16 protein-coding genes, 1 pseudogene and 1 riboswitch are annotated in these 15,421 nt (G+C 56.8%); of the genes and pseudogenes, 9 read left to right on the forward strand and 8 right to left on the reverse strand.

Going from position 1 to position 15,421, the window contains the following annotated elements; translation table 11 throughout:
• Nucleotides 1–294: 294 nt before the first annotated feature.
• The 3 genes and pseudogenes from AABO57_12260 to queD form a co-directional block, all read right to left on the reverse strand.
• Nucleotides 295–636, reverse strand: a pseudogene (locus AABO57_12260) (6-carboxytetrahydropterin synthase).
• Between the two features lie 87 nt (nucleotides 637–723).
• On the reverse strand, nucleotides 724–2,364 hold the full coding sequence (locus AABO57_12265; protein MEK6286507.1) for a glycosyltransferase: 1,641 nt from the start codon (nucleotides 2,362–2,364) through the stop codon (nucleotides 724–726).
• An 83-nt stretch (nucleotides 2,365–2,447) separates the two neighbouring features.
• Nucleotides 2,448–2,822, reverse strand: a complete 375-nt coding sequence (gene queD / locus AABO57_12270; protein MEK6286508.1) for a 6-carboxytetrahydropterin synthase QueD — start codon at nucleotides 2,820–2,822, stop codon at nucleotides 2,448–2,450.
• Between the two features lie 216 nt (nucleotides 2,823–3,038).
• On the opposite strand from queD, the gene AABO57_12275 reads away from it, so the two are divergent.
• From AABO57_12275 to mtgA, 9 genes are all read left to right on the forward strand, one after another.
• Nucleotides 3,039–4,037, forward strand: a complete 999-nt coding sequence (locus AABO57_12275) for an isocitrate dehydrogenase (NAD(+)) (protein ID MEK6286509.1) — start codon at nucleotides 3,039–3,041, stop codon at nucleotides 4,035–4,037.
• An 89-nt stretch (nucleotides 4,038–4,126) separates the two neighbouring features.
• The gene (locus tag AABO57_12280; protein ID MEK6286510.1) at nucleotides 4,127–5,653 is read left to right on the forward strand and encodes a leucyl aminopeptidase; all 1,527 of its coding nucleotides are present in this window, start codon (nucleotides 4,127–4,129) and stop codon (nucleotides 5,651–5,653) included.
• 190 nt (nucleotides 5,654–5,843) lie between these two features.
• On the forward strand, nucleotides 5,844–6,827 hold the full coding sequence (gene trxB / locus AABO57_12285; GenBank protein MEK6286511.1) for a thioredoxin-disulfide reductase: 984 nt from the start codon (nucleotides 5,844–5,846) through the stop codon (nucleotides 6,825–6,827).
• Between the two features lie 16 nt (nucleotides 6,828–6,843).
• On the forward strand, nucleotides 6,844–7,395 hold the full coding sequence (locus AABO57_12290; protein MEK6286512.1) for a DUF4149 domain-containing protein: 552 nt from the start codon (nucleotides 6,844–6,846) through the stop codon (nucleotides 7,393–7,395).
• 116 nt (nucleotides 7,396–7,511) lie between these two features.
• Nucleotides 7,512–7,799: a hypothetical protein gene (locus AABO57_12295; GenBank protein MEK6286513.1), complete on the forward strand. Its 288-nt coding sequence runs from the start codon at nucleotides 7,512–7,514 to the stop codon at nucleotides 7,797–7,799.
• A 16-nt stretch (nucleotides 7,800–7,815) separates the two neighbouring features.
• Nucleotides 7,816–8,091, forward strand: coding sequence for a hypothetical protein (locus AABO57_12300; protein MEK6286514.1), 276 nt, complete (start codon nucleotides 7,816–7,818; stop codon nucleotides 8,089–8,091).
• A gap of 75 nt (nucleotides 8,092–8,166) precedes the next feature.
• Nucleotides 8,167–8,523, forward strand: a complete 357-nt coding sequence (locus AABO57_12305) for a hypothetical protein (protein ID MEK6286515.1) — start codon at nucleotides 8,167–8,169, stop codon at nucleotides 8,521–8,523.
• 78 nt (nucleotides 8,524–8,601) lie between these two features.
• Nucleotides 8,602–10,047, forward strand: a complete 1,446-nt coding sequence (locus AABO57_12310; GenBank protein MEK6286516.1) for an amino acid permease — start codon at nucleotides 8,602–8,604, stop codon at nucleotides 10,045–10,047.
• Between the two features lie 25 nt (nucleotides 10,048–10,072).
• The gene (gene mtgA / locus AABO57_12315; protein ID MEK6286517.1) at nucleotides 10,073–10,843 is read left to right on the forward strand and encodes a monofunctional biosynthetic peptidoglycan transglycosylase; all 771 of its coding nucleotides are present in this window, start codon (nucleotides 10,073–10,075) and stop codon (nucleotides 10,841–10,843) included.
• On the opposite strand, the gene AABO57_12320 is transcribed toward mtgA, so the two are convergent.
• From AABO57_12320 to thiC, 5 genes are all read right to left on the reverse strand, one after another.
• Nucleotides 10,840–11,226, reverse strand: a complete 387-nt coding sequence (locus tag AABO57_12320) for a RidA family protein (protein ID MEK6286518.1) — start codon at nucleotides 11,224–11,226, stop codon at nucleotides 10,840–10,842. The two genes, mtgA and AABO57_12320, sit on opposite strands and share 4 nt — an antisense overlap.
• A gap of 82 nt (nucleotides 11,227–11,308) precedes the next feature.
• A complete protein-coding gene (locus tag AABO57_12325) occupies nucleotides 11,309–12,232 on the reverse strand; it encodes a cobalamin-binding protein (GenBank protein ID MEK6286519.1) in 924 nt (307 codons plus the stop codon).
• Nucleotides 12,233–12,785: 553 nt separating this feature from the next.
• Complete coding sequence (locus AABO57_12330; GenBank protein MEK6286520.1) at nucleotides 12,786–13,058, reverse strand: YgiT-type zinc finger protein; 273 nt, start codon at nucleotides 13,056–13,058, stop codon at nucleotides 12,786–12,788.
• A 49-nt stretch (nucleotides 13,059–13,107) separates the two neighbouring features.
• Entirely contained in the window at nucleotides 13,108–13,332 is a 225-nt protein-coding gene (locus AABO57_12335) for a hypothetical protein (GenBank protein ID MEK6286521.1), read from the reverse strand.
• 38 nt (nucleotides 13,333–13,370) lie between these two features.
• Nucleotides 13,371–15,287: a phosphomethylpyrimidine synthase ThiC gene (gene thiC / locus AABO57_12340; protein MEK6286522.1), complete on the reverse strand. Its 1,917-nt coding sequence runs from the start codon at nucleotides 15,285–15,287 to the stop codon at nucleotides 13,371–13,373.
• A riboswitch (TPP riboswitch) is annotated at nucleotides 15,277–15,386 on the reverse strand. Its footprint overlaps the gene before it by 11 nt.
• Nucleotides 15,387–15,421 lie beyond the last annotated feature (35 nt).

Genomic DNA, 15,421 nt, shown 5'->3' on the forward strand with positions numbered 1-15,421 from the left:
GACTTACATTGTCAACAACTTTCTCGCGGCTCGTTGAAAGACTCGAACGGACTCCGAACCTCGGGGTTGCGCTCTTAAGTTTTGCCAAAGCGGAGATGAAAAGCCTGGCCGTCTATGTTCTGCGTACAGGTCAACCGGAGTCCCCAACTAGAATGGTTCAAGCAACCAAAGTGTTTCAGCCGATCCTGAAAACGATCCACGAGCGTGTAGAGGGAAGGAAAGATCAAAGGATTCTCGCGGAGAGGATGAGCAGAATCAGAGGAACTCAGCGGAAATCGACATCGGAGAGCCTGGTCAAACACTCACCTCATAAGTAGCGCGCGTGGATGGCGTTTCCCAAACTCGAACCTTGTAGACTCTCACCCGCTCGTCGCTAATCTCCTCGGCGACTTTGTGAAGGATGAAGCCGGCCAGATGCTCGCTGGAAGGGTTCATCTCAAGGTCAAACGGCTGAAGCCCGTTGAGGTTTTGATGATCGAGATACTTCATCACGCGACGCGTTGCGGCTTTGACCTCCTTGAAGTCAACCGGCATGCCAACTTGATCAATGTGCTCGCCGCGTACGTAGACTTCGACCTTCCAGTTATGGCCGTGCATGTTTTCGCACTTGCCACGGTAGCCCCGCAGCGCATGAGCGGCTGAGAATTCTTATTCGATCATCACTTCGTACATTGACTGAATTAAGGCCTAGATCACAACTTGCAGGTTCACGCGCCACCAAAATTAGAAGGATTGATTAGTGAGTGATCGAAGCTCTAACGCCAGCTTCCTGGCTATGTTCTTCCAATCATAGCGCCACCTGGCTATTTCTCGCAGCGTAGCCTTGTGCTTATCCCCGAGCGATAAAGCAGCCGTCGCTTTTGTCGCGATGTCGGCAACGGTTTGATTCTCGTCGGCGTTCAGCTTCATCAACTGCGAATCCTCAACGGGCATGCTGTCGGCGATTGAATCAATGCTCGCCGCCATTCCCGCGAAGTATGTGCCTAGCGGGAAGCTGCCCGATGCTAGTGCTTCGAGAAAAACCAGCGGCCCGGCTTCTGCTACCACCGACGGAAAGATCGCGACATCGCAGCAAGGGAAGAGATAACGAAGCTCGCGATGGGTCAGGTAGCCTGTGAAGATTACTCTGTCGGCGGACAATCGGCGCGCTTCTTCAAAGTACTTATCAAGCTCTCCGCGCTCATCAAGCTGATCGTAAAAGCGCCGAGCTTCGGTGAAAGGCTTCGGCGCGGAGCCCTCCAACGCGCTGCCCCACTCGACGATTTTTTCGACAAGCGATAGCTCCCCGTTTCGCAATGCCCAAACGAAAGCTTCTAGTGCTTCGCGAAGCGGGCCGTGCCCGACCGCGATCAATCTTGCGTTAGGATGTTTGCTCAAAACCAAAGGCAACGCGGCTACAATAGATTGCAATCCCTTGCTGCCTATTAATCGTCCGACAAACAGGATTATTCTGTCATTAGCCCAATCAACTGTCGCGAGCTTCGCTTCAAGGTCGGAATCGGGCCGCTTCGAGGTGTAATCGCGCGTCGAGGCGATGGCAGCGTGCAACTCGTCGATACTCATATCGCCGTGAAGGTTTTCAAGCATCTTCCGAGACATTTCCGCCGACTTGCCGCGCGGAAGGCGGGCTATCAGTTCCAGCATCTCTCTGATGTTTCTCTGGCGCCCCTCGCGTGGAATCGGCTCAAACAAGCTGGTGTCCACGCCGAGGTTTAACCCGGTCATTTTTGAACCGATGTCCGGCACTGATGCGAACACTTTGCTCACCCGGCCTCGCATCTCGCGGCCCACAACAAAGACGCGCTTTGCAGCCGTGAACGCCGCGACTGCGAGGCGAAGGAATCGCTCGTCTTTCTTTATTGCGTACTCTATGTCGCTACCGTGAGGCATTATCGCGAAGGGAATCGAAGTCGCCCGGCTCGCGCGCTCGACCGCCACAGACATCAGCACTGCATGGTTCACATGCATCGCGGTTATGTTGTGCGCGATTACTATTTTCATCAACGCTTCGGTGTTGCGATCAAGGTAGTAGTTGATCGCTTCGTCGGGCAGTTCGATCATCGGCACTACTTTTGAGAACTCTTCGTAGTGGTCCCAAACGTAGACCGGCAGCGTGTCTCCTATCTGCGGCTTGTGCATTATGCACCGGCCACTGTAAGGCACGTCGCGCCGAAACATTGTCTCAACGCTTCCGTCGAGGTGATAGCGGTAGCTTTCCGCTATGAAGTCGTACAATGGGGGATGCGGCTCCTGGCAGACGAGGTGAACAATCTCGCCTTCGCGGCAGAGTGCCTGAACGATTAGGCGGGTCCACAGATTGCTGCCCGACCCGTCGAGTAAGTAGCCGTGTATTATGCAGATCATCAGCGTTAGTCAGTCGTCAGTTTGAAACATACACATCAACTGATGACCGACAACAGTTTACTGACCAAGGAACTGATTCTGGGTCAATTCAGTTCGAACGTTGCACACGTTGACGGCGTTTCCCAAACTCGCACCTTGTAGACTTTCACTCGTGCATCGCTGATCTCTTCGGCGACTTTGTGCAGGATGAAGCCGGCGAGATGCTCGCTGGAAGGGTTCATCTCGATGTCGAAGGGCTTAAGCTCGTTGAGGTTTTGATGATCGAGGTACTTCATCACGCGACGCGTCGCGGCTTTGAGCTCCTTGAAGTCGACCAGCATACCAACCTGATCCAGCTGCTCGCCGCGCACGTAGACTTCGACCTTCCAGTTATGGCCGTGCATGTTTTCGCACTTGCCACGGTAGCCCCGCAGCGCGTGGGCGGCTGAGAACTCTTCTTCGATCATCACTTCGTACATGTGTACTCCTCGTGAACTCGATGTGTCGGATCGATCTTTGATTAGAGGCTACAAAGGTGTAGGAGCCTTTGTCAATTATGAGGAGTCAGTGGTCACGAACGACCGACTACGGACTTCGGACTCCGGACTCCTCTGGTTGTCTGCCCGGAAGCCAGTCGTATATGATTACACGCTTGCGGCGGGCTCGATGGGCCTGTCCTTGAGGAGGCATCCAGGTTGAAACACAAGATCACGCTTATACCGGGCGACGGCATAGGCCCCGAGGTCACAGGCGCGACCATATCGGTACTGAGAGCCACTGGCTTTGAAGCGGAATGGGAGACGTTCGTTGTAGGGGCTGAGGCGTTGTCGCGCTTTGGCGATCCGTTGCCTCAGGACCTGATCGACTCGATCAAACGTAACAAAATCGCGCTGAAGGGACCGGTCGCGACTCCGATCGGAACGGGCTTCGTCAGCTCGAATGTCCGCTTGCGAAAGGCGCTTGATCTCTATGCCAACCTGCGGCCGATCAAATCGCTCAAAGGCGTGCCAAGCCGCTACGAGAACGTCGACCTGATCGTCGTGCGCGAAAATACCGAAGATTTGTACTCGGGCCTCGAGCACGAAGTCGTTCCCGGTGTAGTCGAAAGCCTGAAGATCATCACCGACAAGGCCTCCCGCCGCATAGCGAGGTTTGCATTCGAGCACGCCAGGCTCGAAGGGCGCAGGAAGATCACCGCTATTCACAAGGCAAACATAATGAAGCTGTCCGACGGCCTTTTTCTGCGCTGTTTCCGTGAGGTCGCAGAGGATTATCCCGAAATCGAGGCCAACGATTTGATCGTCGACAATGCCTGCATGCAGCTCGTGATCGACCCGACTCAATTCGATATGTTGCTGCTCGAGAACCTGTATGGCGATATTGTCTCGGACCTGGGAGCGGGACTGATCGGCGGGCTTGGCGTTGCGCCGGGCGCTAACATTGGTGAAGAGATCGCCGTGTTTGAAGCAGTACACGGCGCAGCGCCGTCCATTGCGGGTCGCGGCATTGCCAATCCAACCGCGTTGCTGCAGAGCGCCGTCCTGATGTTGAAACACCTGAACGAGCGCGAAAGGGCATTGCGGATCCAGGCCGCTCTGGAAAAGGTTTTGGCCGAAGGGAAAGTCTTGACGCGCGATCTGGGCGGTCAGGCAACGACGCTCGATTTTACTGAAGCGATAATTCGCGCACTGTAGACAGCCACATGCGTTTCTTCGCGCGCAACGGAGTTTTCGCGCGCGACTCGCTATCGCAAGGTTGCAGAAGAGGGAGCCGCCAAGATCAAATGAAAATCACCGCCAGCCGCACCAGTCTTGGGGAAATAGGCGAAGACGTACTCGTCGTGCCGGTTTTCGAGGGCGAATCTCCGCGCGACGCTGAGAACGCGTCAGCGTTAGCGGCATTGGATCACCTCACCGGCGGCGCCGTCGCCTCGCTCTTCGATGATGGTGAGATGACAGGCAAGCTCGATCGTTGGGTCCTTCTTCACAATGTCGGCCAGTTCTCGACTAAGCGGCTGCTGCTGTATGGAGCCGGCAGCGCCGAGAAAATCGACTCACTCAGCGTTCAGAGGCTTGCGGGCGCCGCGGTCCGAACTCTGATCAAACACCGTGGCATTCGTTCGGCCGCGTTCCTGGTTACCCGCAAGCTCGAGAGTGAGGCATTGGTGCGCGCTATAGCCGAGGGCGCGCTGATCGGTCAGATGAGCGGTGAGCTCTACAGATCCAATGGCGCGGACGCGGCGGTGATAGAGACCTTCGATGTGGTAAGCGAATTGCCGGATCCACCTGACTTCGAGCGCGCGATCAGAGTCGGAATCGCAATGGCCGAGGCGACGAACTTCGCCCGGATGCTTGGCTATGAACCGTCGAACGTTATGACTCCGAGCGAGCTTGCGCTTCGGGCAAAGAAGATGGCCGAAAGCGAGGGGCTCGGGTTCGAAGCGCTCGGCGAAGATGAAATGAAGCAGCTCGGGATGGGTGCGCTGCTGGCGGTCTCGCGGGGCAGTCAGGAGCCGGCGCGACTGATCGTGCTGAGCTACGAGCCCAAAAGAGCCGGCGGGCAAGACGACCGCGCTTCCGGCGAGTTGATCGCGCTGGTGGGCAAAGGAATTACGTTCGACTCGGGAGGGATCTCCATCAAGCCGGCGGCCAAGATGGAAGAGATGAAATACGACATGGGCGGGGGCGCCGCGGTGATTGGCGCTATGCAAGTGATCGCGCGGTTGCGGCCGGACGTGCGAGTCATCGGCCTGGTGCCCGCGTCAGAAAACCTGCCTTCGGGTCGAGCCGTCAAACCGGGCGACGTGGTGAGAAGCTTGAGCGGCAAGACAATCGAAGTGGTTAACACGGATGCCGAGGGTCGATTGGTCCTCGCCGACGCGATTACCTACGCGATCAGCCGGGGCGCCACCTGCCTAGTCGATGCAGCTACGCTGACCGGTGCGTGCGCAATAGCGCTAGGCGACGTTCGTGCGGCGGTGATGGGGACCGATCAGAATCTGATTGAGGAGCTGGTCAAGGCGGGCGAACAGTGCGGAGAACGGGTTTGGCCGCTGCCGCTTGACAATGACTACGGCGAACTGATCAAGAGCGAAATTGCCGACGTGAAGAATGTCGGCAATCGAACTGCCGGCTCGATCACCGCCGGATTTTTCTTGAAGCACTTTGCCGGGTCAACTCCGTGGGCTCATCTGGACATAGCCGGGACGGCGTGGACCGAAACGGAGAAACCTTACATCGCGAAGGGAGCAACAGGTTTTGGGGTTAGACTGATGGCCAATTTCGTGCTCAATCGCTCGGCTTCCAGCTAGGGGTAGTCTCGTTGAAGCTGAGTCAAGTTCAAGCTGATGGACGTTCAGAGTTCAACCTTTAGGTTGCTCGTTCGAGGTTAAGCAAGCTAAAGCTTGAACTCTGAACACTTGAACGCTGAACATTGGTATTAGCGGTACTGACTACTGCCTTTCGAAAGGAGTTTGGAGAGTATCTATGTCGAAAGAGACGATGCATAAGGAGGTCGTGATTCTCGGCTCGGGACCTGCGGGCTTGACTGCCGCAATCTACGCCGCTCGAGCGAACCTCAATCCGCTGGTGGTTGAAGGTCCGGAGCCGGGCGGCCAGTTGATGATCACAACCGACGTCGAAAACTATCCGGGCTTTGCGAACGGGATCATGGGTCCCATACTTATGGACGAGTTTCGCGGGCAGGCTAAACGGTTCGGAACAGAGTTCATTGTAAGCTGGGTGAGCAAAGCCGACTTAAGCCAACGGCCGTTCACTATCGAGACGGAAGATCACATAATCAAAGCAGAATCGTTGATCATTGCAACCGGTGCTTCGGCGAAGTGGCTTGGCATTCCCGGCGAAGCGCCGACCCCGGTCGGCTTCGGCGGCAACGGCGTTTCGGCTTGCGCGACCTGCGATGGGTTCTTCTTCAAGGGCAAGCCGCTGGTTGTCGTCGGCGGCGGCGACACCGCGATGGAAGAGGCGACATTCCTTACGAAGTTTGCCAGCGGGGTGACCGTTGCTCATAGGCGCGATTCCTTGCGCGCGTCGAAGTTCATGCAAGACAAGGCCTTCAATAATGAAAAGATCGATTTCATTTGGGATACGGGGGTTGAAGAGATACTCGGAACGCGTGAGGGCGGCGTCACCGGAGTGCGGTTGAAAAACTTGAAGACAGGGGAAGAGCGAGTGCTGCCTACCGGAGGGGTGTTTATCGCTATTGGCCATCGGCCAAACACCGATCTATTCAGGGGGCAGCTCGATATGGATGAAGTGGGCTACATAAAGACCGGGGACCGTTCGACGGCCACGAACATTCCGGGTGTGTTTGCGTGCGGCGACGCGCAGGACTCGGTCTACCGCCAGGCTGTCACCGCGGCGGGAACAGGTTGCATGGCTGCGATTGACGCCGAGCGGTTTCTCGACAATCATCCGATCGCCGCGGAAGATGGGAAGAAGGAAGCAGAACTCGCCGTGCAGTAACGAGAGGGTACTCAAGTTGGCCAGCAGTATCACCACATCACCCGCCGTAGAAGTGGCTCCGGCAGTCCGGTTGGGGGTCGCTCAACAGATTGTCGCGTTCACTGAAGTCTTGCTGATTGGCGTATGGCTAGGCTCGATGATCTTCTTCAGCTTTGCAGTAGCGCCAAGCGCGTTCGCGGTGCTCCCAACACGAGAGATGGCCGGCTTGCTGGTCACCAGCACCATCGGCAAGATCGAACTGCTCGGTCTGATCATCGGTCCGCTGCTGATTCTCATAAAGGCGCTCGGATTGCGGGCCAGGCGATTGAGCGGGGCAAGCAAGACTCTGGAAGGTGTTCTCGTCCTCGTAATGATCGCGGCTGCTGCGCTGTCGCGGTTCTGGATTTCACCGAGCATGGTCTCGCTGCGTGCCGCGATGGGCGGACACATCGACGACGTGGCGGTGACTGACCCACTCCGCTTGCAGTTCAACGATCTTCATCAGTATTCGGTGGCGCTGATGAGCGCTGCAATGATTTCCGGATTCGTGGTGCTATTTCTCACTGTTCGATCATGCCTCAAGCGGTAGACGCGACAAGAGTCGGGGCGCAAGACCGATTTCGTTCACTACTCGGCGGCCCCGCGAACCTCCAGGAAACAGACAACAGATTGACTTGAGCAGACACACCTGAATATTATCGTGATATGAGCGAGCCGCTTATCATCGAAGAAGGTCCGATGCCACCGGAACTGGCCGTTCGGTTCGAGAAAGCCAGGCGTAACCTGCTGTGGTTTAACGAACACGTCAGGGAGCTAAAGGTGTACGAACGCTATCGGGGTTGTTACGTCGCTGCTGCCAGCGAGGAATTGTTTGTTGCCGATACGCCGGAAGAGCTTAGACGTCTAGTCAACGAGAAGTATCCTGACGAGGCGCCACACGTCCGCTACATCCCGCACAAGAACTTGAGCCGCATCTATGCGTCTCAATGGTGAATGTTGGAGTGTAAGGATGGACGACAAGATCATTATAACTGAGGAACCAGAGAACCCAGAACTCAGCCGGCGGCTGGCGCAGTTCCGTAGGAACGGGCAATGGCTTACCCAGCACGGAGCACCGTTTTTCGAGCAATTTCGCGGTCAATACATCGCAGTGTCCGAAGGCGAGATTTTCGCTTCCAGCGACGCCTCAGTTGCGCAAAGCCTGGCCAAACAGAAACATCCCGACGACGAGCCGTTCGTGCAGTACATACCACAAGAAAGATACGAACGAATCTATTCGTGTTGAAGGTCGCTGGCATCTATTCGACGATGGCATTCTGAGGCCAGTCGTTGATTCATTCGTGCAGACGCCCGACGGAACATGGCAGGCTGCCATGTTGCTGCTGGATGCAGGGCTGATCGGACGGTGTTTGAGGCCCGGCTCTTGACCGTGCTTCAGAAGCTTGCCGTGCCTGCCGATGAAGCACCGGAACTCGGAGGCGTCGGAGGGAAAGCCGCCTGCATCTTCGCTCGGACTCGCCTCGGCTTCGTGCGAGACGACGGGCAACTGGTGAACGTTCAAGGGCTGTTTGGTGTTTTCACGAATCTTACTAGCAGCGACGTTTCTATCCTCGGCCGGGACGTGACCAACAATTTTGATGTCATCTACAGCTTCCCTCATCGCGAGGTGATGCTCCTCGCGCCGCCCCATGGCTACCAAATTCTTTCGCCAGCTTGAGCGCCGGTTTCCGATCCAAATGAAGATGCATTCCTGCCTTGACGATTGTCGAAGCGGACTATAATCTCGCCTGAACTCGTGGAGACAACAACAGAGAAGAACGAAGCGGGTCCGGCCGAAGCTCACGGTCGAACCTCGCTTCCTCGAAGGCTGGGCCTGATCAGTGCGATAGCTGTGTTGATTGGCTCGACCATCGGCAGTGGGATTTTCCGTTCTCCCGCCGGAATTGCGTTAAAGGTTCCTGATGAAGGTTTGTACCTTCTGCTGTGGGCTCTCGGCGGATTCTTCTCTCTATGCGGAGCATTGACTCTTGCCGAGCTTGCTGGCGCGTTGCCCCACACCGGCGGAGTATTCGTGTACTTGCGCGAAGGATGGGGACGCTTGCCGGCGTTCCTGTTCGGTTGGTCGGAGCTGACGATCATCCGCGCGTCCGCGCTCGGCGCAGTCGCAACCGTATTCGCCGAATACTTTCTGCGGCTGCTTGGTAAAGAAAGTCCAAACGCCGTGCACTACGTTGCCGCGGGTGCGATTGCGGTAGTCGCCGTTGTCAACATCCTCGGCGTCCGGATGGGCGCGCTTGTCCAAAACCTCACAACCGGAGCGAAGTACGGCGCGTTAGTAATCCTCGTGCTGGCGGCGTTCTTGATTGGAGGAAACAATTCCGCGCCGGTTCCCACTCAGCCAGTCAACGTTCCAAACGAAACTTCAGTGGTGACATTCGGGCTGGCGTTCATCTCTTTGCTGTGGGTCTACGATGGCTGGGCCGACGTGACGTTTCTCAGCGGAGAAGTGAAGCGCCCCGAGCGCAACCTGCCGCTGACCATCATTGGCGGAACGCTCGCGGTGATTGCGATCTACTTGCTGGCGAACTTCGCTTACCTGCATCTGCTGGACATCAGACAGATCGCCGGCTCGAAGCTCGTTGCCGCGGATACGGCGTTTCGAATCGTGGGCGAGACCGGCGTGAAGCTCGCTTCCATCGCGGTCATGATTTCGGCGTTCGGAACCCTGAACGGGTCGATGATGACCGGCCCGCGAATCTTCTTTGCGATGGCCGACGACGGACTGTTTTTCAAGAAGATCGCCTCGGTGCATCCGCGCTTCAAGACTCCTTACGTCGCGATCTCGCTTGCCGCAGCGCTCGCCATCGTGTTCGTGATGGTCAGAACATTTGAGCAGTTGGCCGACGCGTTCGTGTTGGCGATATGGCCTTTCTACGCGGGCGGGGCGGCGGCTGTTTTCGCGCTTCGCCGCAAGCGTCCAGATCTTCCTCGCGCGTATCGAACGTGGGGTTATCCGGTCACGCCGATTCTCTTTATCCTCGCCGTGATTTTGTTGATCGGAAACGCGCTGGTAGATGATCTCGGTCACGGTCTGCGTGACAACTTCAGTTACTACCGCGCCTTGTTCACCGGAAGCGCATTGCCGTATGAGTCGAGCGGGGCGCTGCTGGTTTTCGCGATCGTGCTCGCAGGAATCCCGGCTTATTTCATCTGGAACGCGACCCACTCAAAGCGAAGTTAGAACGTCGACGCCCGTCAGAGTTATAATGCCTGCCATGGTTCAGACCACTCAGGCCCGACCTCGACGCACCGCACGCCCCAAGAGCCGGTCTCGATGGTGGAAGTGGGCTAAGATCACAATCCTGGTCATACTTGGCGTCGCGATTGCTTATCAGGGATGGACAGTCTTCAGCGTATTTCGATACCGAAGCTCGAATCCGTCAAGTACGGCGCTGATGGATCAGCGGGCCTCTCAAGCGAGGGCTCGAGGCGAAGAGGTCAAGCGAGTGCAGACTTGGGTTCCTTATGATCGGATCTCGCGCAATCTCACGCGTGCGGTGCTCGCCGGAGAAGACTCCCGATTCTTCGATCACGCGGGCTTTGATTGGGAAGAGATCCGCAAGGCGCTTGAAGAGGATTGGAACGAAGGCGAGTTCAAGAGGGGCGCCTCGACTATAACTCAGCAGTTGGCGAAGAACCTTTTTCTGTCCACCTCGAAGAATCCCCTCCGCAAACTCCATGAAGCGGTGATCACCAAAGAAATGGAATGGATTCTCCGCAAGCGCCGAATACTGGAGATCTACCTCAATGTCATCGAATGGGGTGATGGGGTTTATGGAGCGGAGGCGGCGGCGCGTACTTATTTCAACACATCGGCCGCCGCACTGAGCGCCGATCAGGCTGCGTTTCTGTCGGCCATCATTCCAAGCCCGAACGGGGCGTTTAATCCCGCCACTCATCGACGCCGAGTCGAGCGGCGCAAGAACCTGATCGAACGGCTCATGCGTCACGTCGTTGTGCCGAGAGACCTCGACTAGAGAATAATTGCGTCCGCTTCTATCTCGACGAGCATGTCAGGATCAATCAACCGGCTCACCTCGACCATGCTGGTAGCCGGCCGGATATCGCGAAAGACCTCGCCGTGCGCGCGCCCGACTTTCTCCCACTCGCCGATGTCAGTCACATAGATTCGCGTGCGAACGACATCCTTGAAACTGGCTCCAGCAGCCCGAAGCGCGGTTTCGATGTTCTGGAGAGCTTGCACGGTTTGAGCGTAAAGGTCGCCTTTACCGACGATGTTGCCGGCTTGATCTGTTGCCGTCGTGCCTGAGACGTGAACCGAGGGTCCAACGCGAACCGCGCGCGAGTATCCGACAATCGGCTCCCACGGCGTGCCGCTGGCGATGTTTGTTCTTTGCATGATTGCCTCCAGGGACCTAACCACAAAGGCACAAAGTCACAAAGGCTCAAAACAAACCTTTGTGACTTCGTGCCTTTGTGGTTTAGGTGTATTTCACCCAGCCGCGGCCTTCGTGGCCAAAGTGAAAAACATTCGGGTGGATGATCTCCGACAGGATCTCCAGCGACTCGGCGAGCCTCGGTCCGGGCCGGTTGAAGTACTGATTGCCGTCGGCGACAAACACCCTCCCGCTCTTGACCGCCTTCAGTTGCTTCCACTCCGGCTTAGTACTGAGCAAGTGCATCTCTTGAAGCGTGCGCTCGATACTGAAGCCGCACGGCGAAACGAAAATTATGTCCGGGTCTTTTGCGACCAGCTCTTCCCATGTCATCCACGGCGAATGCTTACCCGCTTCGCCGAAGAGGTTGACCCCGCCGGCCATCTCCACAAGCTCGGGCATCCAGTTGCCGCCCGCCATCAGCGGCTCAATCCATTCGATGTAAGCGACAGTCGGATTCAATTCGAGCCAGTGAACGCGCTGGACGATGTCGTCCATTCGGCTCTCGATCTTGTTGATTAGACCTTCCGCGCGCTCAGCGGCGCCCAGCGCCTCGCCCACGCGACGAATGTCAGCCCAGACGTCGTCCAGGCAATTAGGTTCGAGGGAGACGATCACCGGACTCGAGCTTGTCATCTCGCAAACGGCCATCTCGACGTCCTTGAGGCTGACCGCGCACACCTCGCATTGTGATTGAGTGATTATGTGAGTGGGCTTCAGTTCTTCAAGCAGGCGCGGATCGACGTGATAAACGCTCAACGCTTCCAGCAGGGAAGCCTTTACGCGCTGATCGATCTCGGAGCTCGTGCCTTCGACGTTGAACTTCGGGCGGGTGAGTTGCGGGAGGAGCTTCACCGACGGCGGGTAGTCACATTCGTGCGAGCGTCCGACCAACTGGTCTTCGAACCCGAGTGCGCACACGATCTCAGTTGCGCTTGCTATGAGGGAGACTACTCTATTGTTCATCATCTATGAGGCCACAGTCACAACAGCGAGAACGGTGATATTCATTGTCTTCCGGCGAGCCGGAGCCCGAACACACTGCAGCAGAATTCAAGGCCCTGACCGCGTCTGCTGGTTAGGTGCTCCCATGAAACGCCTTGAGATGAGCATCTAACTCTGCCTTACTGATCACGGAGCCACAAAACTTGCAGATTTTGCGAGCCGGACATTTCTTCAGATGAGCTTCATAGACTCGTACGTTCTGACCTTCAAAACAGTACGGACATTGTCGTTCATCACGGACCACGTGTCTCTTCAGTGGGCTTGAGCGGGTGGCAGACATCTTCTACTAGAGATCATGTCGAACATGAAGGGCAACCGTCAGCGGCGATCCTGTCGCGATCATCCTTCCTACAGACCTCCGCGCCCGCCTTCTTGAACTCCTCAGCCTTCTCCTTCAAAACGAGCTCAAGCGCGACCATTTCGTTCAGGTTGCGCCGAGCCGCGTAGTCCCGCACCTCCTGGGCGATCTTCCTCAAATGGGCGGGTCGTTGTCCGCGATAGAAAACAACGAGGCTGTTTAAGCGACTCGCTCTTCAAAGAGGATAACCGGAACGTTCAGGGTTCTACTCCTGCGTTTGCGTCGCTGATTGGTCAGCAATTCCGCAACGGTTCGCCCGACGTCTGACTTTACTACTCTTTCACCGCATCTCGGACAAACGCCAGCGGGAACGCCGTCTAGAACGATCAGCTTCCCTTTGATCCAGAAGTCTTGCTTCACTCGCTGTTCTGTCATCCGCTCACCGCAGGTCTGGCAGTTTCCATATTCGTACTCTTTGGTCAGCTTCTTCATCGCGTCACTCGAGAACGTAGTGTAATGAAGAGGAGCTTGCCGGTTTCTTTTATCCTGCAGATAACCGCAGCTTCTCGTCCGTCCGTTGTTGGGCCGGCAACTTCCCGCCGCGGGGGTCGCGTGTGAAGCGTCGGCGGATTCGTCCGCAGGCAATGACCATTTCAATATCCGCAAGGATGAGATCGTCATTTGCCATCTCCTCGAAGAAGTGTGGGATCGTGAATTCGTACGTGTGCTCCTGCACCTTCTCTCGGATAGTTTCAATGATCGTCACATTCTGTCCCTGAAGAGTCGGTGCTCTAACGCGTTGGCTCAAGCCTTCGAATAAATCACCGCACCCGCTTGCTTGAACTCTTCAGCCTTTTCCTTCAACCCGCTCTCGAGCGCGACTACTTCGGTCAAGCTGTGCTGCGCCGCGTATTCTCTGACCTCCTGCGTGATCTTCATCGAGCAGAAATGCGGCCCGCACATCGAGCAGAAGTGCGCGAGCTTTGCTCCCTCTTGCGGTAACGTCTCATCGTGAAACTGCTGTGCAAGCTCAGGGTCGAGAGCGAGATTGAATTGGTCTTCCCATCGAAACTCGAATCGAGCCTTTGACAACGCGTTGTCCCAGTACTGCGCGCCAGGATGTCCCTTCGCCAGATCGGCTGCGTGCGCTGCAATCTTGTATGCGATCACGCCGTCCTTCACGTCTTGTTTGTCGGGAAGCCCCAGATGCTCTTTCGGCGTGACGTAGCACAACATCGCCGTCCCGAACCATCCGATCATCGCCGCGCCTATCGCCGACGTGATGTGATCGTAGCCCGGCGCGATGTCGGTCACCAGCGGACCAAGCGTGTAGAACGGGGCTTCGTCGCAAACTTCGAGTTGTCGATCGACGTTCTCTTTGATCAGGTGCATCGGCACGTGACCGGGCCCTTCAATCATTACCTGGCAGTCCGTCTCCCAGGCGATCTTCGTCAGCTCGCCGAGAGTATCAAGCTCCGCAAACTGTGCTTCGTCATTCGCGTCGGCGATCGAGCCCGGCCGCAAGCCGTCACCAAGGCTGAACGACACATCGTATGCGCGCATGATCTCGCATATCTCGCGGAAGCGAGTGTACAGGAAGCTCTCCTCGTGATGTGCCAGACACCACTTCGCCATGATCGAGCCGCCGCGCGAGACGATGCCCGTGGTGCGTTTCGCGGTCATCGGGATGTATCGCAGCAACACGCCGGCGTGGATCGTGAAGTAGTCGACGCCCTGCTCGGCTTGTTCGATCAACGTGTCACGATAGATTTCCCAGGTTAGTTCTTCGGCCTTGCCGCCGACTTTTTCGAGCGCCTGATAGATAGGCACGGTTCCGATTGGCACCGGCGAGTTGCGAATGATCCACTCGCGAGTCGTGTGAATGTTGCGGCCGGTTGAAAGATCCATCACCGTATCCGAGCCCCACTTGATCGACCATCGCATCTTCTCGACTTCTTCTTCAATCGAGGAGGCGACCGCGGAATTGCCGATGTTGGCGTTGATCTTTACGAGGAAGTTGCGCCCGATGATCATCGGCTCGCCTTCGGGATGATTGATATTCGCGGGAATGATCGCGCGCCCGCGAGCTACCTCGTCGCGAACGAACTCGGGCGTGATGTGCGAAGGCAGCTTGGCTCCGAACGACTGCCCCGCGTGTTGAAAGCTGAGCGCGCTGCGGTCGCCGTTCTTTGCGGATTCGAATGCTCGCACGCGGCCCATGTTCTCGCGAATCGCGATGAACTCCATTTCCGGCGTAATAATGCCGCGCTTAGCATAGTGCATCTGGGTGACTGCGCAGCCGGGCTTTGCGCGAAGCGGACGACGACGCGCTCCGGGGAAAGGATCGAGGCGGCCTTTGTCTTTCACGAGCGCGTATTCGCGGGCGCCTTCGGTCAGGTAGCCGTCGTCTTGCGGCAACACGTCGCGGCCGTCGTACTCTTCGATGTCGCCGCGCGCGATGATCCACTCACGCCTTGCTGCAGGCAGGCCGTCGTGGACGCTACAGATCGCGTTGGGATCGCCCCACGGACCACTCGGGTCGTAGACGCGAACGGGCGGGTTCTCTTCAACCGAGCCGTTCACGCCGCGAGTCACGTTCAAGTGTACTTCGCGCATGGGGACGCGAATGTCCGAGCTGCTGCCCTCGACGTAGATTCTGGATGAGCTTGGAAACTGAAACTTACTCTCGCTGTGCGGTTCCGAATTGTTTGAAGTTGTCATGGTTTCTCCCTTCGACGGCATTATCCGTATCAGGTTCAAGGGGTCTCCCGATTGGGACTCTCAGCCGCGTCGTTTGACGAAGCTCCCCCGGAATAGTTATTCGTAAAAGCGTGATGCGTGACCGGATCGGTACG

The sequence above is a fragment of the Acidobacteriota bacterium genome (assembly GCA_038040445.1).
GTDB classification, from domain to species: Bacteria; Acidobacteriota; Blastocatellia; order UBA7656; family UBA7656; genus Onstottus_A; species Onstottus_A frigus.